The sequence below is a fragment of the Nocardioides sp. cx-169 genome (genome assembly GCF_021083605.1).
In the GTDB taxonomy this organism is placed as follows: Bacteria; Actinomycetota; Actinomycetes; order Propionibacteriales; family Nocardioidaceae; genus Nocardioides.
The window spans coordinates 92,531-113,942 of record NZ_JAJNRO010000007.1; the positions used below are offsets into that span (position 1 = coordinate 92,531).

A 21,412-nucleotide genomic window follows, 5' to 3' on the forward strand; every position below is an offset into this window, starting at 1 on the left:
CGACCTAGCGGCGCACCTCGGGCGCGGGCTCGACCGCGCCGAAGCCGGTGCCGTACTCGCGGTCCATCAGGCGCAGCAGCCCGGCCGTCACCGTCGCCAGGCGCTGCCCGCGGACGAGGGCGGCACACGGGTCGACCTTGGCGAACAGCCCGGTCACGGTGTCGGCCGCGACCAGGGTGTGGCCGGTCTCGCCCTCGCCGACCGAGAAGTCCTGGCCGTCCCAGTCGAGGGGTCGGGTGACGCTACCGCCCACCGTGGCCGGGCCTTCGTGCACCGCGACCGCCTTGCCGGCTCGTGACTCGTCCATCAGCGACACCAGCGACTCGAGGTCCTCGGGCGTGAGTCCGGTGTCGAGGCCGAGCACCAGGTGCGACTGCAGCAGCGTGAAGAAGCCGCGGTCCACCTCGGCGACCAGCGTCGCGCCCGCCGACATTCGGGTGTTGAGCTCGGTGGGCAGGAAGCCGTCGGCGGTGAGCACGCCGTCGACCCCGAACGCGCCGCGGTAGCCGTGGGCCTGCGCGAGGTGCGCGCCCACCCGGCGTACGACGTCGCGCATGGCCTCGCGGTCGTCGTCCGGCGGGTCCCACGTGGTGCCGATGCCGCCGTAGACGAAGCGCCGCGTCGTGGGGTCGCGCAGCGTCGCGATCTCGACCGGCCGGAACGCCGCGGTCCCGCCGGGGAGCACGACGCCGTGGATCGAGCACGGCACGCCCTCGAGGAACGGCATCACCCGCACCCGGTCGCAGCGCGGCCGGAAGAAACCCAGCGCCGCCTCCCGGTCACGCTCGTCGCGCACCCACCGCACGTAGTTGCCCGAGCCGTTGAACCCGTCGCGCGCGTCGCCGGACCACACCGCTCCGAGCGGACCGGCGAGCGCGTCGGTCGCCGCGGTGAGCGCGGCAGGCTCGTTGGCCGCCACCGTGTACGGCGCCCGGTCGACGCCGGCCGCGTCCCAGAGGTCGTCGGCCAGCATCTTGTCCTCGAGAGCGAGGTAGGCCGCCGGGCGGCCGTAGAGCACCGGGCGGCCGTCGATCGGCTCGTCGGTCGTGACGAACGGGTTGGCGAACCAGCCCCCGCGTCGCTCCGGGTCGAAGCGCTCGACGGCGCTCCGGGCGCGCGGGGGCAGCTCGCGGGCCATCCGGTCCATGAGGCGCAGCTCGTCGGTGACCGAGTCGGCGGCGGGGGCGAGGATCTCCACGAGCCGCGACCCCTCGGGCTCGGGCACTCGGCCGGCGCCGGTGCCGGTGGAGACGATCAGCACCGGGCAGCCAAGCCCACGCAGCCAATCGACCGTGGCGGCGACGCCCGCCAGGACGGCCGGGCCCACGACCATCGGCCGGCCGGCGTACAGCGCGGCGAGCCGCTCGGTCACCGCGGCGCGCGTCCGGGGGTCGGCGAGATCCGGCATGCGAGGACGCTAGGCGACCGCGCGCGGGCTCGCGACCTGTTTGCCGCGCAGCCGCCGCCACCCGCGGCGGATGAGCCGGGCGGCGAGGAGGAGCGCGACCAGCCCGACGGCCAGCAGCACCCCGGCGATCGCGGCGGCCGCGGCGGGGTGCTCGATCGCGAACCACACCAGCGCCAGCACCACCACGTCCTCGGTGATGCTGGCGCCGATGTTGGTGACCGGCTCGGGGGAGGAGTTGATCGCCAGCCGGCTGCCGGCCTTGACCAGGTGCGAGAGGAGCGCCGTGCCGCCGCCGACCGCGCCGTTGACCGCCTGGGCGAGCGAGTCGGCGTCTCCGGCGAGGAGCACCCCGATCACGGCACCGGCTGTCGGGCGGATCACCGTGGACACGACGTCCCAGCCGGAGTCGACGAACGGGATCTTGTCGGCCACGAACTCCATCGCGTAGAGGAAGCCCGCGACCGCCAGCACCTCCCAGCGCCCCAGCACGTCCGGGATGTCGCTCGACCCGCTCACCCTCTCGGCGATGCCGAGCACCAGCACGACCAGGTAGGCGTTGACGCCGCTGGCCCAGCCGCTCGAGAACGCCAGGGGGAGGGACTCCATCCCGGGAGGCTAGCCCGTCGCGGACGGCTCCACCCCGGGTGCCAAGGACTCGTCGGTGCCCTGCCAGCCCTCGCCGTCGACCGGGTCGGGGACGTCGGCCGTGCCGCAGACGGCGGTGTCGGGGATCACGAAGCCGGGGCAGCCACTGGCGGGGTCCGGCTCGGGAGCCGGGATCACCACCTGCGGGTCCGTGCCCAGCTCGACCAGGTCCGCCTCGGGCACCTGGAGGGCCGCCCGCGCCGCCTGCACCGAGGGCGCCTTGACCTTCTCGCTGACGTAGGTCACGAAGGTATCGGACTTGATCACCTTGACCCGGCGCTCGAACCACAGCCGGTCGGGGTCGATCGTCTCCAGCTGGTCGGAGGGGACGGCCATGAAGCCGCCGGCCCGGTACGGCCGCATCGCCCACAGGTTGCTGAGGACGACGCTGCCGTCGTCGCGCACCTCGACGGTGCACTCCAGGTAGGTGCCCTGCTCGAGCCCGCTCTCGCAGTCGCGTCGCGCGCTGCCCTCGGCCTTGCCGCGCGCGTGCGCGAGGTCGACGGAGAGCCGGTGCTCGGAGGTGCCGCCGTAGGAGAGCGACATCCCGCTCGCGCGGTCCCACCACTTCGGCGGGAGGGCGGCGCCCTGGTCGTCGCCGGCGCGGAACGACGCCTCGCCGAGGTCCTCGACGCTGCGCTCGAACACCGCCCGCGACTCCTCCTCGAGGATCCGCGGCATCTCCGCGGCGTCGTAGGTCTCCAGGAAGGCCGCGGTGGCGGGGTCGACGGCGGTCGAGTGCCCGCTCGGCGCGTCGCCGTCCAGGACCTGCGGCGCGGTGATCGCGCCGACGGCGAGGACGGCGAGCGCGGCGCCGCCCATGGCGAGGCGACGGCGGCGGACGGTGCGGCGCCCGCCCCGGATGGCGGCGGCGGGGGAGAGACCGAAGGGCGGCTCGTCGGAGTCGACGTGGTCGCGGACGAGGGTGGTCAGGTCGTGCTCGGTCATCGGGGCTCCTCGGTGAGGACGAGATCGGGAAGGTGGGCGCGCAGGGTGTCGAGGGCGCGCGAGGTCTGGCTCTTCACGGTGCCCTCGGCGATGGACAGGGTCTGGGCCACGTCGGCGACCGAGAGGTCGTCGAGGAAGCGCAGCGCGACGATCGCGCGCTGCCGCGGCGGCAGCAGCGCCAGCGCCCGGCCGACGTCCAGGGGGGCGTCGGCCGCCGGCTGGACCGGCTCCGGCAGGACGTCGGTGGGGCGCTCCGGGGCGTGGCGGCGCAGGTGGCTCAGGCACTGGTTCACCACGGTCCTGCGGGCGTAGGCCTCGGCCGACTCCCGCCGGATGCGCGGCCAGGCGGCGTACAGCTTCACGAACGCCTGCTGGGTGAGGTCCTCGGCCGTATGCCAGTCGCGCACGATGAGGTAGGCGGTCCGCCTCAGGGCGGGCCCGCGGGCGAGGAAGAACTCCGAGAAGTCCTGCTCGCGTCGGTCACGTCGCATCGCTGCTCCGTCGGGTCGGTGTCAGGTCACCCTGTCTACGCCGCGCGGGACCTGCGGGGTTCGCACGGCGGCGGAACTTCTCACTCCGCGGCGATGACCCGCGCCAGCGACTCGGGGTCGCGGCCGACGACGGTGGTGCCGTCGGCGGCGGTGACGATGGGGCGCTGCAGGGCGCGTGGATGGGCGGCGAGCGCCTCGAACCAGGCGTCGCGGTATGCCGCCTCGCGCGGCAGGTCGATGCCCTCCTCAGCCGCCTCCTTCTGCCGCGCCACGTCCCAGGGCTCCAGGCCGAGCCGGCCCACGACGGCGGCGAGCTCCGCGGCGCTCGGCGGGTCCTCGAGGTAGCGGCGCACCGTGTAGCCGACGCCGGCGGCGTCCAGCTCGGCGACGGCGGTGCGGCACTTCGAGCACGCCGGGTTGAGCCAGATCTCCATCACTCCACCTCCACGGCCGTCGCGCCGGTGAGCGCGACGAGCTCGTCGTAGGTGGTCGAGAAGACCGCGGCCGGGTGGCCGGCGGCGGCCCAGACGACGTCGTAGCGCCGCAGCCAGGGGTCGAGGTACGTCGGCACCGGCGCCGGGTGGGCGAGGGGGGACACCCCGCCGATCACCTGGCCGGTGTGCTCGAGGACGAAGTTCGGCTTCGCCCGCGTCAGCTCGGGCACGCCGATGCGCTCGGCGACCAGCGCGGTGTCCACCCGGTGGGCGCCCGAGGTGAGGATCAGGACCGGGGCGCCGCCCGCCTCGAAGAGCAGGCTGTTGGCGATCGCGCCCACCTCGCAGCCCAGCGCCTCGGCGGCGAGTGCGGCGGTGTGCACGGAGTCGGGCAGAATGACGATGTTTCCCGTCCCGCCGCGGTTGGCATGCTCCGTGCGGAACCGGGCGATGCTCGGGTGCTCCGTCGTCATGTCCGCGACCCTAGCGACCACCACCGCCACAGAGAGACCAGGTTTCCCATGGACCACCAGCTGGACGAGCTGCCGGCCGCGCCGCGCTCGGTGAACCTCGCCGTCTGGCTCGTCGTGGTCCTCGTCGTGGTCGGGGCCGCGGTGACCGTGCTGACGGCGCTCGAGCGCGACGCGCTGATCGAGGCCTGGTCCGTCGGTCACCCTGAGGACAGCGCGATCCAGCCGCCGGCGTTCGTGCCGGTGGCGGTCGTCCTGTACGTCGTGTTCGCCGGCCTGCTCCTGGTGCTGCTGCCGTTCCTCAAGACCGCGCACAACTGGGCCCGGTGGTCGCTGGTGTCGCTGGTCGTCGTGATCGTGCTGGCCACCGTGGCCAGCCTGCGCACGGACCCGCCGATGCTGTTCGTTCTGTGCGCCTTGGCCTCGCTGCCGCTCAACGCGGCGATCCTCTACGCCTTGCTGCACCGTGACACGGGCGCGTTCGTGCACGCCGACACCCACGCCCCCGCCCGCCTCTGACGCGGTTCGAGACGTCTCCGGCCGCGCTCTTGACGCGCTGTCGGTGGGCGGGTGTACCTTGAGCGTGTTCGAACATCTGTTCGAACACGTCGGCGGGGACGACCTCGACCCCCGTCCCCGCCGGCACCCGGGGTCGCGGTGCGAGGAGGACGAGCGTGAGGCGCTACGACGACCCGGTCGAGGTTCGCAGGGGCGGGGACGGTCCCGAGCAGTTCCTCTGGCGCGGCCGGCTCTGGAAGGTCCGTGCGGTGCTCGCGCACTGGGTGGAGACCGGGCCGTGGTGGCAGGGCTCCGTGGCGCGGGCCGCGATCGGCTCTGACGAGCCCGCATCCGAGCCGGCGCCGGTGGGCGACCTCCTGGGCGAGCGTGAGCTGTGGCGGGTCGAGGCGGGGCGCGGTGCGGACGGCGGCGGGGTCTTCGACCTCTCCTTCGACTGGGCCGACGGCCGCTGGCAGCTCGTCGGCTGCGAGGACTGAGATGAGCCTCAACCCCTACGCCCTCCCGGCCACCACCCACTCCTACCTCGCCCGCGCCGCCGAGTCGCTGAGCGAGGCGGTCGCCGCCACCGACGTCCCCACCCGCTACGCCACCGCCCACGTCGCGGCGCTGCGGGCCGCGGCCGCGCTGCTCGCCGCGCGGGCGCGTCCGGCGCCGGCCCGGCGCCGCCCTCAGAAGAACGCCTGGGTCCTGCTCGCCGAGGTGGCGCCCGAGCTGGGGGAGTGGGCCACGTTCTTCGCCGCCGGCGCGGCCAAGCGCGCCGCGGCCGAGGCCGGCTCCACCCGCGCGGTCACCGAGCGCGACGCCGACGACCTGGTGCGCGACGCCGACCGGTTCCTCGGCGTCGTGGAGCAGTCCCTCGGCCTGGTGCCCCATGCGCCGCTGGGCCAGACCCTCGCCCAGGCAAGGGTCATCCACCGGGGGGGCCTTGACGGACCTGCGAGCGAGGTGCCTACACTGAACCCGTTCGAACGTATGTTCGAACATCCAGTCAGGGGTCGAGCCGGCTGAGGAGGCTTCGACCGTGTCCGATCCGTTCGTCCATCTGCAGGTGGCCTCGGGCTACTCGCTGCAGTACGGCGCCTCCCACCCGCACGTGCTCGTGGAGCGCGCGGCCGAGCAGGAGATGGACACCCTCGCACTGACCGACCGCGACGGCACCTACGGGGCGGTCAAGTTCGCCCGGGCCTGCGGGCAGGCCGGGATCCGCCCGGTGCTGGGGGTCAACCTCGCCTACCGCGCCGGCGGTGCGCCGCCGTCGGTGCGGGCCAAGACGCCGGTGCGCGGCGGCGCGTTCCGCGACCTCCCGGCCGAGCGGGGCGGGCTGCCCCGGGTGAGCGTGCTGGCGAGCGCCGACACCCACGGTGGCCGGGCCGGCTGGGCGGCGTTGTGCCGGCTGGTCTCCGCGACCCACCTCTCGGGCGAGCGCGGCAGCCCGGTGCTCGACCTGGACGACCTGCCCGACGAGGTGGTCGGGCTGCTCGGCAGCGGCGACCTGACCGTGCTGCTCGGCCCCGGCTCGGCGCTCGGGGTGGCGGCCACCCGCCGCCGCGACGACCTGGCGCTGGCCGCGCTGGCGCCGTGGCGCGCGCTGGTGCCGCGCTCGCACCTCGTGGTGGAGCTGGTCTCGCACCGGCTGCCCGGCGGCGGCCAGGGCTGGGGTCCCGGCACCACCCCCCACGCCGCCCGCCTGGCCGGGCTCGCCCGGCAGGCCGGGCTGACGGCCGTGCTCAGCAACGCCGTGCGCTACGCCGAGCGCCGCGACGCGGTCACCGTCGACGTGCTCGACGCCGCGCGCCGGCTGGTCGCGCTCGACCGGCGCCACCTCGACCGCCGCAACGCCGAGGGCTTCCTCAAGTCCGGCAAGCAGATGGCCGAGATCGCCGAGGAGATCAGCCGCGCCGCCGGGATGAGCGAGCGCGACGCGGCCCGGCTGCTGGCCGACACCCGCAAGGTCGCCGACCGCTGCGCCCTCGACCCGCGCGCGGACCTCGGGCTCGGCGAGGTGCACTTCCCGGAGTTCGAGCTCTCCACCCAGCACGCCAGCGCCGACATCGCCCTGCGTCAGCGCTGCGAGGGCGCGATCGGCGATCGCTACGGCTCCGCCCCGCGGCAGGTGATCTGGAAGCGGCTCGACGACGAGCTGGAGACCGTCCGCAGCCTGGGCTACGCGCCGTACTTCCTGACGGTGGGCGACGTCACCGACCTGATCCGGGAGATGGGGGTGCGCTGCGCGGCGCGCGGGTCCGGCGCCGGCAGCCTGGTCAACTACCTGCTCGGGATCTCCGGGGTCGACCCGATCCGCCACGGGCTGCTCATGGAGCGCTTCCTCTCGCCGCTGCGCGGCGCCCTGCCCGACATCGACGTCGACGTGGAGTCCGCGCGCCGGCTCGAGGTCTACGAGGCGATCCTCGACAAGTACGGCGGCGAGCGCTGCGTGTGCGTCTCGATGATGGACACCTACCGGGTGCGCCACGCCGTGCGCGACGTCGGCGCCGCGCTCGGGATGCCGCCCGGCGAGACCGACGCGATCGCCAAGGCGTTCCCGCACATCCGCGCCCGCGACGCGCGGATCGCTCTGCGCGACCTGCCCGAGCTGCGCGCCAGCGGGCTGACCGACGCCCGGCTGGACCTGATGTTCCAGCTCGTGGAGCGCCTCGACGGGCTGCCGCGCCACGTCGCGGTCCACCCCTGCGGGGTGCTGCTCTCCGACGCCACCCTGCTGGACCGCACCCCGGTGGAGGCCAGCTTCGCGGGGTTCCCGATGAGCCAGTTCGACAAGGACGACGTCGAGGACCTCGGCCTGCTCAAGCTCGACGTGCTCGGCATCCGCATGCAGTCCTCGATGGCCCACGCGGTCGCCGAGATCGCCCGGGTCGACGGCGTCGACGTCGACCTCGACGACGAGGCGCAGGTGCCCTTCGACGACTCGGCGACCTTCGACCTGATCAGCAGCGCCAAGACGCTGGGCGTCTTCCAGATCGAGTCGCCCGGCCAGCGCGAGCTGGTCGGCAAGTCCGGCATCGAGACCTTCGGCGACATCATCACCGACATCTCGCTGTTCCGCCCCGGACCGGTCAAGAGCGACATGATCACGCCCTACCTCGAGGCCAAGCAGGGCTGGAAGGAGCCGACCTACCTGCACCCCGACCTGCGCCCCATCCTCGAGGACACCCGCGGCGTGGTCGTCTTCCACGAGCAGGTGATCCAGATGATCGCGGAGTTCACCGGCATCTCCTACGCCGAGGCCGACGAGAGGCGCCGTGCCCTCGGCGACGTCGAGGGCATGGCCGAGACCAAGGTCTGGTTCTTCCCCCGCGCGCTCGCCCGGGGCTACCCGCTCTCGGTCGTAGACCGGCTGTGGCAGGTGATCGAGTCCTTCGCGTCGTTCGGGTTCTGCAAGGCCCACGCCGCGGCGTTCGCGCTGCCGACCTACCAGTCGGCCTGGCTCAAGACGCACTGGCCGGCCCACTTCCTCGCCGGAGTGCTCACCCACGACCCCGGCATGTACCCCAAACGGCTGATCCTCGACGACGTCCGACAGCTCGGCATCGAGGTGCTCGGCCTGGACGTCAACGCCTCCGAGAAGGAGTACGTCGTGGAGCGCGCGGAGGACGGCGGCTACGGCATCCGGCTGTCCCTGGCGGAGGTCAAGGGGATCAACGAGGCCGAGGTGGAGCGCATCGTCGCCGCTCGACCGTATGCGTCCCTGAGCGACTTCTGGCAGCGCGCGCGGGTCTCGCGCCCGGTCGTGGAGCGCCTGGTCCTGACCGGTGGGTTCGACGCCGTCTACGGCATCGGCGCGTCCGGCGGGGTGCGCCAGCGTGGCCGGGTCACCCGCCGCGACCTGCTGCTCCAGGTGGCCCAGCTCGAGCGCCACGGCAAGGCCCTCGAGAAGGCGTCGCGCGGCCGGGGCCTGGCCTCCCGGCGGCCGGCCGCGACCGCGCGGGCGCGCGCCGACGACGCCGTGGTCCGCAACAGCACCGACCCGCGGGCGCGCGAGCAGGTGGCGCCGCTGGAGCGACACCCGCTGGGCGAGCAGGGGGTCTGGGCCAAGGCCGCGGCGCAGAGCCGGGCCACCCCGGCGCCGCCGCCGGTCACCTCGGTGCAGCTCGCCCTCGACCTGGGCGACGGCCCCCGCGAGGGCGAGGTGTCCGGGCTGCCGGAGATGACGGCGGCCGAGTCGATGGCCGCCGAGCTGGAGATCCTCGGCCTCGATGTCAGCCGTCACGTCGTGGACGACTACGCCGACTTCCTCGACGAGCTCGGGGTGGTCCGGAGCAAGGACCTGCTGGCGCAGCGCAGCCGCTCCGAGCTGCTGGTCGCCGGGGTCAAGGTCGCCACCCAGACCCCGCCGATCCGGTCGGGGCGTCGGGTGGTCTTCCTGACCCTGGACGACGCGACCGGCCCCGTCGACGCGACGTTCTTCGAGGACGCGCAGGGGCCCTACGCCGAGACGGTCTTCCACTCCTGGCTGCTGGTCGTGCGCGGCGAGCTGCGCCGCACCGGCTACCGCGGCGCCTCGCTGCGCGCCACCGGCTGCTGGGAGCTGCCGCTGCTGCACGCGGTCTGGCAGCGCGAGGGCATCGACGCCGTACGCCGCCACCTCGCGACCGTCCCCGACGGGTTCGCCCCGCCGGAGCAGCGCCGCGTGCTGGTGCACACGAGCGGCTTCCAGATGTCGCCCTACGCCGACATCAAGCCCGCCGGAGAGGACACCAAGGGCGTGGCCCGCAAGCTGTGGCACCGCTCCCCGGGGAGCGCGGGATGACCCGACTAGGGTGGGCGCCATGTCAGCCAGCGAGCGCCGAGGCGCCACCCGGACCGCCGTGGTGTGGGACGTCCTGCGCCCGATCCTGGGCGCCGGCTCCCGCGACGTCCTCGACATCGGCGGCGGCACCGGCGGCTTCGCGGTCAAGGTGGCCCAGCTCGGCCACCGGGTCTCGGTCGTCGACCCCAGTCCCGACGCGCTCGCCGCGCTGTCCCGCCGGGCTCGCGAGGTCGGTGTCGAGGTCGGCGGCCAGCAGGGCGACCTGTCCAGCCTGGTCGAGGCCGTGGGGCCCGACAGCGCCGACGTCGTGCTCTGCCACGGCGTGCTCGAGGTCGTCGAGGACCCCGCCGCCGCCCTGGCCACGATCCGCGAGGTACTCCGGCCCGGTGGCACCCTCAGCCTGCTCGTCGCCCAGCGGCACGCCGCGGTGCTGGCCCGCGCCATGGCCGGCCACTTCGGCCAGGCGCTGGCGCTGCTCGACCCCGCACAGGCCCCGACCGGGCGCTCCGGCCACCGGTTCACCGCCGAGGAGACCACCGAGCTGCTCACCGGGGCCGGCTTCGAGATCGCCTCGGTCCACGGCATCCGGGTCTTCGCCGACCTGGTCCCCGGGTCCCTGCTCGAGCTGGAGCCCGGTGCCACCTCCGCCCTCGTCGAGCTCGAGCGCGCCGTCGCCGAGCGACCCGAGTACCTCCCCCTCGCCACGCAGCTGCACGTCATCGCGACCTGACCTCGGGAGCCGGCCGTGAGCGCCGCTCCCACCACCACCACGCCGATCCTGCACGTCGACATGGACGCCTTCTACGCGTCGGTGGCCACGCGCGAGCGACCGGACCTGCAGGGTGTTCCGGCGATCGTCGGCGGCGGTCACCGCGGAGTGGTGCTGTCGGCCAACTACGTCGCCCGCCAGTACGGCGTGCGGTCGGCGATGACCGCGACGCGGGCCCGGCGGCTGTGCCCGCATGCGGTGGTGCTCGCGCCCGACTACGACACCTTCGCCACGGTGTCGACGGCGGTGATGGAGACCTTCCGCCGGGTCACCCCGCTGGTGGAGGCGCTGTCGCTGGACGAGGCGTTCCTCGATGTCCGCGGCTCGATGCGCCGGCTCGGCCCGCCCGTGCGGATCGCCGAGGAGCTGCGCGCGCGGATCCACGACGAGCAGGGGATCACCTGCTCGGTCGGGGTGGCCGCGTCGGTGTCGGTGGCCAAGCTGGCCAGTCGCCGGGCCAAGCCCGACGGGGTGGTCGTCGTCCCGCCCGAGCAGATCACCTCCTTCCTGCACCCGCTCGACGTGGGCGAGCTCTACGGCGTGGGGGAGAAGACCCAGGCGATGTTGCACCGGCTGGGACTGATCCGCGTCGGCGACGTCGCGCACACGCCGCTGCGCACCCTGCAGCGCGCGGTCGGCGACGCGCTCGGCCGGCAGCTGCACGACCTGGCCTGGGGGACCGACCGGCGCGAGATCGTGGCCCGCACCGCGTCGGCGTTCGGCCTCGGCGGCGGGGAGCCTGACAAGTCGATGGGCGCCCAGGAGACGTTCGGCCGCGACACCGACGACCGTGAGGTGGTGCTGCGCGAGGTGCTGAAGCTGACCGCGAAGGTCACCGGACGGATGCGAGTGGCCAAGGTGGCCGGGCGCACCGTCTCGATCACCGTCCGCTTCGCCGACTTCACGACGATCACCCGCGCCCGCACCCTGGCCGAGGCGACCGACGTGACCCAGGAGGTCTACCGCGCCGCGGTAGGGCTCTACGACGCCCTCGGGCTGCAGCGCGCGCGGATCCGGCTGGTGGGGGTCCGGGTGGAGGGCCTGATGCCGCGCGAGCGGGTCCATCGCCAGCTGGTGCTGGGCGAACGGGAGCGCGGCTGGGCCGACGCCGACCGGGCCGTCGACCTGGCCACGCGCCGGTTCGGGGCGGCCGCCGTACGACCCGCCAGCCTGCTCACCTGAGGAAATGTCGAGTGCGCCTACCGCGATCAGGAAGGGCTGCCTAGACTTGGCCCAGGACGACCAGGTTGGAGGGACAAGGTGCCACTCTCGGAAGAGGAGTTGCGACTGCTCGAGCAGATGGAACGCGCCCTGGTCGAAGAGGATCCGAAGTTCGCGTCGACTCTGCGCGGCACGTCCCTGCGCCGCAGCGCCCGACGTCGCGCGATCCTCGCCGGCGTCGTGTTCGTGGCCGGGATCGTCGTCCTCATGACCGGCGTCATCAGCCAGGTCATCCCGCTCGGCATCGCCGGGTTCGTGATCATGCTCGTCTCCGCCACCGTCTCGCTGACCGCGATCCGCGGCCAGGCCGCGGTCGCCGCGGAGCCCCGCGCCACCGGCCACCCCTCCGGCTTCGCCGTCATCGACGGTGGCCGCGGCAGCCGTCTTCGCCGCCCCCGTCGCGCGAGCGCCGGCCGGCAGAGCCACGGCTCCTTCATGGAGCGCCTCGAGGAGCGGTGGCGCCGCCGCCGCGAGCAGAACGGCGGCTTCTAGGGCCGTCCAGCCCGTCTCGGGCCGTTCCCCCCGCGGAGCGGCTGCAGGGATACCCGGCTGACCGGGTATCCCTCCCGGCGCCGTCAGCCCACGTGCTCGACGACCCCGCCGCCGCCGAGGGACTCGGCGCGGCTGGACCCGGAGAGACGCAGCCGACGCGAGCGGCGCAGCAGCGAGCGTGGCCACCAGTGCGCGCTACGCCGCACGCGCGGCGTGGCGCCCTGCTCCAGAGCCGCCAGGCAGAGCGCGGCGTCCTCGGCGAGGGCCGGGTCGGTCGCGCCCTGGTCGCGGGCGTAGCGCAGCCGCTCGAGCCGCAGCACGATCCGGTCCAGGGCCGCGACGGACTCGGGGGCCTGGTCGGCGCCGCGGGCCGGACGCTCCACCTCGACCCGGTCACCCTTCGCCCCACCCATCCGGGCGACCAGCCAGTCGCGCGTCTCGCGCGGCGAGCGCGACCGTGGCCAGGCCAGGCCGAGGTCGACCGCGGTGGCGCGCAGCTCGGCCCACGCCTCCTCGGGCCCGCCCGCCAGGCGGCGCTCGCGCGCCCGGCCGCGCAGCACCCGGGGGCTCAGGGCGGCCGCGGCCAGGACCAGCAGAGCGGCGAGCCCGCCCCCGAGGCGCAGCCACGGGAACGCGGCTCCCTCGTCGTCGCCGTTGGCGTCGGCGTCCTCCTCGACCGGCGTCTCGGCGCTCGGCCGGTCCGTGGCGCGGTCGGGCAGGTCGTCGCTGGCGGTGGCCGACGGCTCCACGCTCGGGTCCGGCACGTCGGGGACGTTCTCGGTGGTGTAGCCGGGCGCCGAGCCGGCTCGGTCGGCGGGGGTGGGCTCGAAGCGCACCCATCCGGCGCCCGGGAAGTACAGCTCCGGCCAGGCGTGCAGGTCGTGCGAGCTGTACTCGTAGACCCCGTCGTCGATGCGGTCCGGCGAGAGGAATCCCAACGCGACGCGGGCCGGGATGTCGAGCACGCGGGCCATCGTGGCCATCGCCGCCGCGAACTGCTCGCAGTAGCCCACGCGCCCCTCGTCGGGGTCGAGGAAGGCGGCGAGCTCGTCGCCGCTGCTGCCTTCGTCGGCCTCCTCCAGGTCGTACTCGAAGCCGCCGGTCACGCGGAACCACTGCTGCAGCGCCTGCGCCTTCTCGAAGGTGGACGCGGCGTTCTCGGTCACGTCGACCGCCAGCTCGCGCACGAGCGGCGGGAGGTCCTCGGGCAGCTCGAGGAAGTCGAGGGTGTCGTTGGTGACGCCGGAGGGCGCCTGAGCCAGCTCCGTGGCCTCGACGCCCAGCTGGACCCCGGTCATCGAGTAGTCCATCCCCGCGGTGGTCAGGTCGTCGTTGCCGGCGTTCCCGGCCAGGAAGTCCATCGTCCGGGGGTCATAGCGCCAGTCGCCCTCCGCGCGGATGTCCGCGATCGGCGCCTGCGTCGGCAACCAGGTCGACTCGAAGTCGTCGTTGATGCTGACGTCGTACTCGAAGTAGCGGCGCGGCACCTCCGGCCAGACCCCCTCCAGCGGCGGCATCTGACCGTCGGGCACGTTCTCGGTCGGCACCTCGCGGTCACCGGAGCTCCACTCGTTCCCGCTGAAGCGGGTGAGGACGGAGATCCGCAGGTACGACGGGTCGGGATCGTCGGTCTCCACCTGGATCAGCGGCCGGTCGCTGCCGCGCTTGAGGTCGCGGCGCAGGTCGACCATCGGGTTCTGGATCGAGATCTCGTCGTCGCCGCCGGGGCCGGTGCCGAAGTCGAGCAGGTTCAGGCTCATCGTGGGGATCAGCAGCGGTACGACGATCGCGAGCGCCGTCGCGACCGTGCCGATGGTGCCGGCACTCGTTCGGATCGCGCCCGTGCGGACCCCGAACGTGTCCGCACCCTCGGCCTGTGGCTGGCCCAGCGGGCGCCCCCAGCGAGCGACGAGGTCGCTCTCGTGGAGGAAGAGCATCGTCATGAAGCCGGCCGCGGTGAGCGCGAAGACCCACCAGGAGATGCTGGAGTCCAGGAGGCTGACCGGCACGCTGTAGACGGTGAGCAGCGGCAGGCCGGCCAGGGGCACTCGGCGCAGCGTGCACGCCAGCGCGTCGACGAGCAGCAGGCACAGCAGCCCGCCGCCCACGAGCAGGGGATGCACGCCGGGAGCGGCATCGGGGACCGGTGCGGCGTACTGGTTGGCACTGTCCACGGCGTTGCGGAAGGCGCTCTCGAGCTCGACCCACGCCGTGCCCACCGGGAGCGGGGACCCGGTGAGCATCAGGCACGCGAACATCCCCGAGACCAGCACCTGCAAGGCGATGACGAGCACCGCAGGCACCCGCCACCAGCGGGCGAGGGCTCCGGTGAGCGCCACCGTGGCGCCGAGCAGGAGCAGGGGGACCAGGTAGGTCGCCGACGTCATGGTGAAGCCGCGCCAGCAGAAGGTCGCGATCCAGGTCGTGCCGGCCGCGACGAAGGCGAGCAGCATGCCGGTGCTGAGTCGAGTGCCCAGCCCGGCGCCCAGCCCGGTGCCCAGTCCGGTGGCCCCTCCGCTCCGCTGGGGGGTGCGCGTCATCGGACCACCATCCCCTCGGGTGCGGCGCCGCCGCCGGCGCGGGAGACCTGGGAGGCGCTGCGCCCGAGCTCCTGCCACACCGCGTCGAGCCGGTCGCGAGGCCGCAGGGGGACCGCGCGCCAGCCCTGTTGGGCGAGGACGGGAGAGGCGCCGCCGGTGCCGGAGGTGGGCGAGGCCCATGCGGCGACGTCCAACGCGATGGCCACCGCGGAGCTGGTGTGGTGCTGCATTCGGCGCAGGACCGGGATGTCGGTGGCCTCCACGCCGCCCAGGACGGCCACGGTGAGCCCGCCGTGCGACTGCTCGCCAAGCCAGCTGGCGTCCAGCCGAGGTGTGTGCACCGCCTCGATGACGGCGAGGGCCTCGAGCAGGGGCGCGGTGTCGAGGCCGGCGTCGCGGAAGTGCCAGGCGGCCGTCGGGTCCTCGCCGGTGGCGGTGACCAGCCGCACGGAGAAGCCGCGGTGGCTGAGGTGGACGGCCACCGACGCGGCCGCGGAGACCGCGGCCTCCAGGGACGAGGCGATGCCCTGGCCGCGGTGCGCCCGCGTCCGGTTGTCCAGGAACAGCGTGGCCCGTGACTGCCAGGGCTGCTCCTCACGCCGCACCATCAGCTCCCCGACGCGGGCCGAGCTGCGCCAGTGGACCCGGCGCAGGTCGTCACCGCGGCGGTACTCGCGCACCGTGACATCCTCTGCCGAGCCGGACGCGAACGCCCGGGGCCGGTTGTCTCCCGAGCCGGTCCAGCCGCCACCGAGCGGGATGGCCGGCAGGGGGACGGTGCGGGGGGTGACCGTGAGCGGGACCGTCGTACGGAACGAGCGGCCGAGCTCCACGAGCCCGAAGGGGTCGCTCACCCGCACCGACATCGGGCCGACCTCGAAGCGGCCGCGTACGTCGGAGCGCACCTGGTAGGTCACGTGGCGGCGCCAGCCGTGGCCGATGCCCTCGAGCACGAACCGCGGCCGGGTGCCGAGGACGTAGGGCACCTGGTCCTCCAGCAGCAGCACGCCGCTGGGGGTGCGCCCCTCGTTGGTGAGGGTGAGGCTGACCCGTGCCGGCTGCCCTGACGCCACGATCTGAGGGCTGACCGTGCGCACGAGCGCCAGGCGGTAGCGGCTGCGGCCGAGGACCACGACGGTGACCAGCGGGAGGGCGACGACCAGGATCCCGACGCGGGTCAGCGCCGGCTGTCCGAGGAGGACCGCGCAGACGACGGCCGTGACACCGGCAGCCAGGAACGCCCGTCCGCGGACGGTGAGACCGGCGAGCGCCTCACGCACGGCGCTGGGCGTCGGGCACCGGCACCGAGCCCAGGATGCCGTCGAGGATCACGCTCGTGGACCGCCCGCTCATCGCGGCCTCGACGCTGGGCAGCAGCCGGTGGGCCAGGACCGGGCGGGCAAGAGTACGGACATCGTCGGGAAGGACGTAGTCGCGGCCGTGGATGGCGGCGAACGCCTTGGCCGCGCGGACCAGGTGCAGCGTGGCGCGCGGAGAGGCGCCCAGCGTCAGCTCGTCGGTGCGGCGGGTGGCGCCGGTGAGGGCCACCGCGTAGCGCTGTACGGCGGGGGAGACGTAGACCGACGCGACGATCGCGGTCAGCTTGCGGATCTCCGCGGCGTCGGTCACCGCCTCCAGGTCGTCGAGGGGGTTGGACTCCGCGCGCGAGTCGAGCATGGCGATCTCGGCGGCCTCCACCGGGTAGCCGATCGAGACCCGGGCCATGAAGCGGTCTCGCTGTGCCTCGGGCAGGGCGTAGGTGCCCTCCATCTCGATGGGGTTCTGGGTCGCGATGACCATGAACGGCGTCTCGAGGTAGTAGGTCGCGTTGTCGACGGTGACCTGGCGCTCCTCCATGCACTCGAGCAGGGCCGACTGGGTCTTGGGGGAGGCGCGGTTGATCTCGTCGCCCACCACGATGTTGGCGAAGATGCCGCCCGGGCGGAACTCGAACTCGCGGGTGTTCTGGTTGAAGATCGAGACGCCCGTGACGTCGGAGGGCAGCAGGTCCGGCGTGAACTGGATCCGGCGCACCGAGCAGTCGATGCTGCGTGCCAGCGCCTTGCTGAGCATCGTCTTGCCGACGCCGGGCACGTCCTCGATCAAGAGGTGACCCTCGGCGAGCAGCACGACCAGCGCCGCCGAGACCACGTCGGGCTTGCCCTCGATGACCCGCTCGATGTTGTCCCGCACCCGCGCGACCACGCGCGACAGGGTCTCGAGGTCGGCGGCCCCCGTGGGCGTCATCGACGACGCGCTGGTCTCCACGTTCGGTCCTTCCGGTCAACAGGCTGCGTGCGAACACCCTAGAACGGCCCGCAAGCGGGCGCGGCCGCGTCGGGGTGGGGTGGCGTGGAAACGCGGGGGGCGATGTGGTTGACGGTGGAGCAAAGTGGGGTAATGTGGAGCGAAGTGGAGGAAGCGACCAGTGCGGTGGGTGTCGGTGGCTGATCTAGGAGGTGCTCCATGCGGTTCATGGGCACCTTCACGCCGAAGCTCGACGAGAAGGGTCGGCTGTTCCTCCCTGCAAAGTTCCGGGACCGACTGGCGGAGGGGGTTGTCGTGACGCAAGGTCAGGAGAACTGCCTCGTCGTGTGGCCGCCGGAGGTCTTCGACCGCGAGGCCGACCGTGCCGCCGAGCGACCGATGACCAGCAAGGCTGCTCGTGGCTACCAGCGCATGTTCTTCAGCGGCGGCGACGAGGTCGTCCCCGACAAGCAGGGCCGCATCGGCATCCCCGCGCCCCTGCGCGAGTACGCCGAGCTCGAGAAGGACGTCGTCGTGATCGGCGTCCGGGACCGGCTCGAGATCTGGAACCCCGCCAGGTGGCGGGAGTACCAGGAGGCCGAGGTCCTCAAGTTCGCCGACCTCGACGAGGACGACGACGAGTAGCTCCACCAACTTCACACGATCCGCAGGACGAGGTCTCGGGCCCGCTTCCTGTACTCGCCGAATTCTGGGCACCTTCCCCGGCACCAGAACGCGGCACTTCCCTCGGGAAGCGGGCAGGGACCTGGTCCTGCGGATCACCACTTCCTCTGCACCACACGCGCTTCTTTCCTAGCGGGGTCGAAACCGATGAGCGTCACACCTGTCACACCGGTCAGGCGGGTTCGCCACCAGGCGCGCGACGCCGCCGCCGTGATGACGTTCTCGGCACTCACCTCGGTGGCGTTCGCGACGGTGTTCCTGCTGCTCGCCCACCTGGGGCGCTGATGCCGTCGCCCACCCACGACCCCGTCCTCGTCGACCGGGTCGTCGCTCTGCTGGCCCCGGCCCTGGACCACGAGGGTGCGGTCCTGGTCGACGCCACGCTCGGCCTCGGCGGTCACACCGAGGCGGTGCTCGCCAGCTGCTCGCTGGCCCGCGTGGTGGGCATCGACCGCGACCCGGCGGCCCTCGAGCTGGCCGGGCGCCGCCTCGCGCCGTACGGCGAGCGGTTCACCGGGGTCCACGCCGTCTACGACGAGATCCCCGACGTGCTCGCCGACCTCGAGCTGAGCGAGGTCGACGGCGTCCTGTTCGACCTGGGTGTCTCCTCCATGCAGCTGGACGTGCGCGAACGCGGCTTCGCCTACGCGAGCGACGCGCCGCTCGACATGCGCATGGACGGCACCACCGGCCCCACGGCGGCCGACGTCCTCAACACCTACAGCGCCGCCGACCTGGCCCGGGTGCTGCGCGACTACGGCGAGGAGAAGTTCGCGCGCAAGATCGCCGCCGCCGTCGTGCGCCAGCGCGAGGCCCAGCCGTTCACCACGTCGGCCCGGCTCGTGGAGCTGCTCTACGCCGAGATCCCCGCGCCGGCTCGTCGCACCGGGGGACACCCGGCCAAGCGCACCTTCCAGGCCCTGCGCATGGAGGTCAACGACGAGCTCGCGGTCCTCCGCAGGGCGATCCCGGCGGCCATCGACGCACTCGCGGTCGGCGGGCGTGTCGTCGTCGAGTCCTACCACTCCCTGGAGGACCGGCTGGTCAAGCAGGCCTTCACCGCCGCGACCAGGTCGCACGTCCCGGTCGACATGCCGTTCGTCCCCGAGGGCCACGAGCCGGAGCTGCGGCTGGTGACCCGCCGCGCCGAGCGGGCCGACGCCGCCGAGATCGCCGCCAACCCCCGAGCCGCCTCCGTCCGGCTGCGCGCCGTCGAACGTGTCCTTCCCCGCACCGGCAAAGGAGCCGCATAGCCATGAGCAGCCCCACCGCCTCGGTCCGAAGCCGACTCTCGTCCCCCGCGCGCGGCCTCGCCGAGGCCGCGGTCCAGCGGGCCCGCTTGAGCGTCGTCCCGCGCCGCCGCACGCGCGCCCCTCGGGTGCCGTTCGTGACGCTGGTCAGCCTGCTGCTGCTCGCCGGCGTCGTGGGCCTGCTGCTCTTCAACACCTCGATGCAGCAGGCGGCGTTCACCACCACGGCCCTGGAGCAGCAGGCCACCACGCTCGCCGCGCGCGAGCAGGCGCTGGAGATGGAGCTGGAGAAGCTGCGTGACCCCCAGCGCCTCGGGGAGCGCGCCCAGCGCGCCGGCATGGTCCAGGGTTGCCCTCCGGTGTTCCTCGACCTGTCCACCGGTCGCGTGCGCGGCGAGGCCAAGCCCTGTGACGGCGCCCGGCTGCCGCTGGAGAAGCAGGGGCCCACGCGACCCGACTTCTTCGACCCGCCGGCCAGGCTCGCCCCGGGCGCCGGCTCCACCGACGGCGGCCGCCCCGTCGTCTCCCTCGGCCAGGGCCAGAACGCGGGCCGCGACACGGCCCGCGGCAACGGCGCGAATGCGACCACGGCCGGTAGAACTGAGAACCAGCCTTAACATCAGCCCCAACTGACCCAGGAGCCTCACCGGTGACCTCGCCCCGACCGCAGCGCCTCCGCTCACGCGGCTCCTCGGAGTTCCGCATGCGCGTCGGGTTCGTGGTGATCGCCATGGTGCTGTCCTTCTTCGGTGCCCGCCTGGTGCAGCTGCAGGGGCTGGACCCCGACCAGTACGCGGAGATGGCGGCCGCGGACGGCACCGTCCGGGTGATCCTGCCGGCCGAGCGTGGCGACATCCTCGACCGCAACGGCGAGCCGCTCGCCAACTCCGCGGACGGCCTCATGGTGGTGGCCGACCCGGCGGTGACCGCGGGGCTGGCCCCCGAGCTCGCCAAGTTCCTCTCCACCCGCCTGGCCGTCGACTACTTCTCGACGCTCGAGCGGCTCCGCGTGGCGGACAGCCGCTTCCAGTACATCGCCCGCCAGGTCCCGGCCCGCATCGCCTCCGATGTGCTGGACGAGGCCAAGCGCCGCGCCGCGGCCGCCAAGGAGGACGCCGAGCAGGCGAAGGAGGACGGAGACCGCGAGGCGCTCGACGAGTACGAGGCCATCGCCGACGCGTACGGCGGTCTGGCGACGCGCCGCGACCCCGTGCGGGTCTACCCGGGTCGCGACATCGCGGCCAACCTGGTGGGCTTCCTCGGCACCCCCAACCCCGACGGCACCGCCAAGCCCTCGGCCGGCTTCGAGGCGATGTTCAACGGCTACCTGGCCGGGAAGGACGGCGAGGCGCGCTACCAGGTGGGCGCCGGTCACAAGATCCCGCTCGGCGACAACACCGTCACCGAGGCCGTGGACGGACACGACCTGCGCACCACGATCGACCGGGACCTGCAGTGGTACACCCAGCGGGTCCTGCACCAGACCCGGCTGAGCTCCGGCGGCGAGTCGGCCATCGCGGTGGTCATGGACAGCCGCACCGGTGACGTCCTCGCGCTGGCCGACGACCCGACGTACGACGCCAGCGAGCCGCTGCAGGCCGACAAGGACGACTTCAAGTCGCGCGCCATGAGCGACGTCTACGAGCCCGGCTCGGTGCAGAAGGTGCTCACGATGGGCGCGCTGATCGATGCGGGCAAGGTCACCGCCCGCACGAAGCTGAAGGTGCCCGGCGTGCTGCGGCGCCAGGACCGGCCGATCGGCGACTGGTTCGACCACGGCCTGATCAAGCTGACCCTGGCCGGCGTCGTCGCCAAGTCCTCCAACATCGGCACGGTGCTGGCCGCCGACCGGTTCGAGGACGGCCAGCTGCGCGACTACCTCACCCGCTTCGGCATCGGCGAGCGCACCGACGTCGGCGTCGGCGGCGAGACCGCGGGCCTGCTGCCCGACGGCAGCATGTGGACCAGCCAGACCGAGGACCGGATCGCGTTCGGACAGTCGCTGTCGGTCAACGCGGTGCAGATGGCGGCGGCGGTCAACACCATCGCCAACGGCGGGGTGCGGGTCGACCCGAGCCTGGTCAAGGGCTCGGCCTCGACGGAGGTGGGCACCGAGGTCGGCACCGACCACACGACGACCCGCCGGGTCATCAGCGAGGACGCCGCCCACCAGACGATGCTGATGATGGAGCGCGTCCTCGACCCCGACGAGGGGGTCGCGCCGTCCGCGGCCGTGCCCGGCTACCGGGTCGCCGGCAAGACCGGCACCGCGCAGCGCGTGGACCCCGAGTGCAAGTGCTACCGCGGCACCACGGTCTCCTTTGCCGGCTTCGCCCCGGCCGACGACCCCCGTTTCACCATCTATGTAGTCGTCCAGAACCCCAAGACGGGTGGCGGCGGCTCGGTCGGCGGTCCGGCGTTCGCCAAGCTGATGAGCTTCGCGCTGCGCCGCTACGCCGTGCCCCCCACCGGCAGCGAGCCCTCCCGGCTGCCCGTCACGTGGCGATGAGCCATGATCGTCAGGTG

21 protein-coding genes are annotated in these 21,412 nt (G+C 73.6%); 12 read left to right on the forward strand and 9 right to left on the reverse strand.

Going from position 1 to position 21,412, the window contains the following annotated elements:
• Nucleotides 1–4 precede the first annotated feature (4 nt).
• The 6 genes from LRP67_RS11655 to LRP67_RS11680 form a co-directional block, all read right to left on the reverse strand.
• Nucleotides 5–1,408, reverse strand: coding sequence for a hypothetical protein (locus LRP67_RS11655; RefSeq protein ID WP_231270338.1), 1,404 nt, complete (start codon nucleotides 1,406–1,408; stop codon nucleotides 5–7).
• A 9-nt stretch (nucleotides 1,409–1,417) separates the two neighbouring features.
• Complete coding sequence (locus LRP67_RS11660; RefSeq protein ID WP_231270339.1) at nucleotides 1,418–2,014, reverse strand: DUF4126 domain-containing protein; 597 nt, start codon at nucleotides 2,012–2,014, stop codon at nucleotides 1,418–1,420.
• A 9-nt stretch (nucleotides 2,015–2,023) separates the two neighbouring features.
• The gene (locus tag LRP67_RS11665) at nucleotides 2,024–3,001 is read right to left on the reverse strand and encodes a hypothetical protein (RefSeq protein ID WP_231270340.1); all 978 of its coding nucleotides are present in this window, start codon (nucleotides 2,999–3,001) and stop codon (nucleotides 2,024–2,026) included.
• Nucleotides 2,998–3,492, reverse strand: a complete 495-nt coding sequence (locus LRP67_RS11670; protein ID WP_231270341.1) for a SigE family RNA polymerase sigma factor — start codon at nucleotides 3,490–3,492, stop codon at nucleotides 2,998–3,000. The genes LRP67_RS11665 and LRP67_RS11670 overlap by 4 nt, the downstream gene beginning before the upstream one ends.
• Before the next feature lie 80 nt (nucleotides 3,493–3,572).
• Complete coding sequence (locus LRP67_RS11675; RefSeq protein ID WP_231270342.1) at nucleotides 3,573–3,926, reverse strand: ArsC/Spx/MgsR family protein; 354 nt, start codon at nucleotides 3,924–3,926, stop codon at nucleotides 3,573–3,575.
• Nucleotides 3,926–4,399 (reverse strand): YbaK/EbsC family protein, encoded by a 474-nt coding sequence (locus tag LRP67_RS11680; RefSeq protein WP_231270343.1) that lies wholly within the window; start codon nucleotides 4,397–4,399, stop codon nucleotides 3,926–3,928. The genes LRP67_RS11675 and LRP67_RS11680 overlap by 1 nt, the downstream gene beginning before the upstream one ends.
• A gap of 48 nt (nucleotides 4,400–4,447) precedes the next feature.
• Here LRP67_RS11680 and LRP67_RS11685 point away from each other — a divergent pair, with 48 nt between their 5' ends.
• The 7 genes from LRP67_RS11685 (at nucleotide 4,448) to LRP67_RS11715 (ending at nucleotide 12,165) form a co-directional block, all read left to right on the forward strand.
• Nucleotides 4,448–4,915, forward strand: coding sequence for a hypothetical protein (locus LRP67_RS11685; protein ID WP_231270344.1), 468 nt, complete (start codon nucleotides 4,448–4,450; stop codon nucleotides 4,913–4,915).
• A 155-nt stretch (nucleotides 4,916–5,070) separates the two neighbouring features.
• Entirely contained in the window at nucleotides 5,071–5,391 is a 321-nt protein-coding gene (locus tag LRP67_RS11690; RefSeq protein WP_231270345.1) for a DUF6504 family protein, read from the forward strand.
• Between the two features lies 1 nt (nucleotide 5,392).
• Nucleotides 5,393–5,923 carry an SAV_6107 family HEPN domain-containing protein gene (locus LRP67_RS11695; RefSeq protein ID WP_231270346.1) on the forward strand — a complete coding sequence of 177 codons (531 nt, stop codon included), beginning with the start codon at nucleotides 5,393–5,395 and terminating at the stop codon, nucleotides 5,921–5,923.
• Nucleotides 5,924–5,936: 13 nt separating this feature from the next.
• Nucleotides 5,937–9,683: a DNA polymerase III subunit alpha gene (locus LRP67_RS11700; RefSeq protein WP_231270347.1), complete on the forward strand. Its 3,747-nt coding sequence runs from the start codon at nucleotides 5,937–5,939 to the stop codon at nucleotides 9,681–9,683.
• A 19-nt stretch (nucleotides 9,684–9,702) separates the two neighbouring features.
• Entirely contained in the window at nucleotides 9,703–10,413 is a 711-nt protein-coding gene (locus LRP67_RS11705) for a methyltransferase domain-containing protein (RefSeq protein WP_231270348.1), read from the forward strand.
• A gap of 15 nt (nucleotides 10,414–10,428) precedes the next feature.
• Nucleotides 10,429–11,634 carry a DNA polymerase IV gene (gene dinB, locus LRP67_RS11710; RefSeq protein ID WP_231270349.1) on the forward strand — a complete coding sequence of 402 codons (1,206 nt, stop codon included), beginning with the start codon at nucleotides 10,429–10,431 and terminating at the stop codon, nucleotides 11,632–11,634.
• Between the two features lie 78 nt (nucleotides 11,635–11,712).
• Nucleotides 11,713–12,165: a DUF3040 domain-containing protein gene (locus LRP67_RS11715; RefSeq protein WP_231270350.1), complete on the forward strand. Its 453-nt coding sequence runs from the start codon at nucleotides 11,713–11,715 to the stop codon at nucleotides 12,163–12,165.
• Between the two features lie 83 nt (nucleotides 12,166–12,248).
• Here LRP67_RS11715 and LRP67_RS11720 read toward each other — a convergent pair whose 3' ends face one another.
• Genes LRP67_RS11720 through LRP67_RS11730 form a run of 3 tightly spaced genes read right to left on the reverse strand, consistent with a single transcriptional unit; the run spans nucleotide 12,249 to nucleotide 16,952 of the window.
• Nucleotides 12,249–14,705, reverse strand: coding sequence for a DUF3488 and transglutaminase-like domain-containing protein (locus LRP67_RS11720; RefSeq protein WP_231270351.1), 2,457 nt, complete (start codon nucleotides 14,703–14,705; stop codon nucleotides 12,249–12,251).
• Nucleotides 14,702–15,985 (reverse strand): DUF58 domain-containing protein, encoded by a 1,284-nt coding sequence (locus LRP67_RS11725; RefSeq protein WP_231270352.1) that lies wholly within the window; start codon nucleotides 15,983–15,985, stop codon nucleotides 14,702–14,704. The genes LRP67_RS11720 and LRP67_RS11725 overlap by 4 nt, the downstream gene beginning before the upstream one ends.
• Entirely contained in the window at nucleotides 15,978–16,952 is a 975-nt protein-coding gene (locus tag LRP67_RS11730; RefSeq protein ID WP_231270433.1) for a MoxR family ATPase, read from the reverse strand. Before LRP67_RS11730 ends, LRP67_RS11725 begins: the two co-directional genes overlap by 8 nt.
• A gap of 219 nt (nucleotides 16,953–17,171) precedes the next feature.
• Between LRP67_RS11730 and mraZ the strand changes: the two genes are divergently transcribed.
• The 5 genes from mraZ to LRP67_RS11755 all read left to right on the forward strand — a co-directional run bounded on the left by mraZ (nucleotide 17,172) and on the right by LRP67_RS11755 (nucleotide 21,395).
• On the forward strand, nucleotides 17,172–17,597 hold the full coding sequence (gene mraZ / locus LRP67_RS11735; RefSeq protein WP_231270353.1) for a division/cell wall cluster transcriptional repressor MraZ: 426 nt from the start codon (nucleotides 17,172–17,174) through the stop codon (nucleotides 17,595–17,597).
• Nucleotides 17,598–17,783: 186 nt separating this feature from the next.
• On the forward strand, nucleotides 17,784–17,921 hold the full coding sequence (locus LRP67_RS11740; RefSeq protein ID WP_231244051.1) for a hypothetical protein: 138 nt from the start codon (nucleotides 17,784–17,786) through the stop codon (nucleotides 17,919–17,921).
• Nucleotides 17,921–18,889 (forward strand): 16S rRNA (cytosine(1402)-N(4))-methyltransferase RsmH, encoded by a 969-nt coding sequence (rsmH, locus tag LRP67_RS11745; RefSeq protein WP_231270354.1) that lies wholly within the window; start codon nucleotides 17,921–17,923, stop codon nucleotides 18,887–18,889. The genes LRP67_RS11740 and rsmH overlap by 1 nt, the downstream gene beginning before the upstream one ends.
• Nucleotides 18,890–18,891: 2 nt before the next feature.
• Nucleotides 18,892–19,503 carry a hypothetical protein gene (locus LRP67_RS11750; RefSeq protein ID WP_231270355.1) on the forward strand — a complete coding sequence of 204 codons (612 nt, stop codon included), beginning with the start codon at nucleotides 18,892–18,894 and terminating at the stop codon, nucleotides 19,501–19,503.
• Between the two features lie 32 nt (nucleotides 19,504–19,535).
• Nucleotides 19,536–21,395: a penicillin-binding protein 2 gene (locus tag LRP67_RS11755; RefSeq protein ID WP_231270356.1), complete on the forward strand. Its 1,860-nt coding sequence runs from the start codon at nucleotides 19,536–19,538 to the stop codon at nucleotides 21,393–21,395.
• The last annotated feature ends 17 nt before the right edge of the window (nucleotides 21,396–21,412 follow it).

Excerpts from the sequence above, each read along its gene's own strand:
- LRP67_RS11675 (WP_231270342.1), bottom strand. The coding sequence starts at position 3,926 with ATGGAGATCTGGCTCAACCCGGCGTGCTCGAAGTGCCGCACCGCCGTC.
- LRP67_RS11685 (WP_231270344.1), top strand. The coding sequence starts at position 4,448 with ATGGACCACCAGCTGGACGAGCTGCCGGCCGCGCCGCGCTCGGTGAAC.
- LRP67_RS11680 (WP_231270343.1), bottom strand. The coding sequence starts at position 4,399 with ATGACGACGGAGCACCCGAGCATCGCCCGGTTCCGCACGGAGCATGCC.
- mraZ (WP_231270353.1), top strand. The coding sequence starts at position 17,172 with ATGCGGTTCATGGGCACCTTCACGCCGAAGCTCGACGAGAAGGGTCGG.
- LRP67_RS11720 (WP_231270351.1), bottom strand. The coding sequence starts at position 14,705 with ATGACGCGCACCCCCCAGCGGAGCGGAGGGGCCACCGGACTGGGCACC.
- LRP67_RS11665 (WP_231270340.1), bottom strand. The coding sequence starts at position 3,001 with ATGACCGAGCACGACCTGACCACCCTCGTCCGCGACCACGTCGACTCC.
- rsmH (WP_231270354.1), top strand. The coding sequence starts at position 17,921 with ATGCCGTCGCCCACCCACGACCCCGTCCTCGTCGACCGGGTCGTCGCT.
- LRP67_RS11655 (WP_231270338.1), bottom strand. The coding sequence starts at position 1,408 with ATGCCGGATCTCGCCGACCCCCGGACGCGCGCCGCGGTGACCGAGCGG.
- LRP67_RS11730 (WP_231270433.1), bottom strand. The coding sequence starts at position 16,952 with ATGACGCCCACGGGGGCCGCCGACCTCGAGACCCTGTCGCGCGTGGTC.
- LRP67_RS11705 (WP_231270348.1), top strand. The coding sequence starts at position 9,703 with ATGTCAGCCAGCGAGCGCCGAGGCGCCACCCGGACCGCCGTGGTGTGG.
- LRP67_RS11750 (WP_231270355.1), top strand. The coding sequence starts at position 18,892 with ATGAGCAGCCCCACCGCCTCGGTCCGAAGCCGACTCTCGTCCCCCGCG.
- LRP67_RS11670 (WP_231270341.1), bottom strand. The coding sequence starts at position 3,492 with ATGCGACGTGACCGACGCGAGCAGGACTTCTCGGAGTTCTTCCTCGCC.
- LRP67_RS11695 (WP_231270346.1), top strand. The coding sequence starts at position 5,393 with ATGAGCCTCAACCCCTACGCCCTCCCGGCCACCACCCACTCCTACCTC.
- LRP67_RS11740 (WP_231244051.1), top strand. The coding sequence starts at position 17,784 with ATGAGCGTCACACCTGTCACACCGGTCAGGCGGGTTCGCCACCAGGCG.
- LRP67_RS11660 (WP_231270339.1), bottom strand. The coding sequence starts at position 2,014 with ATGGAGTCCCTCCCCCTGGCGTTCTCGAGCGGCTGGGCCAGCGGCGTC.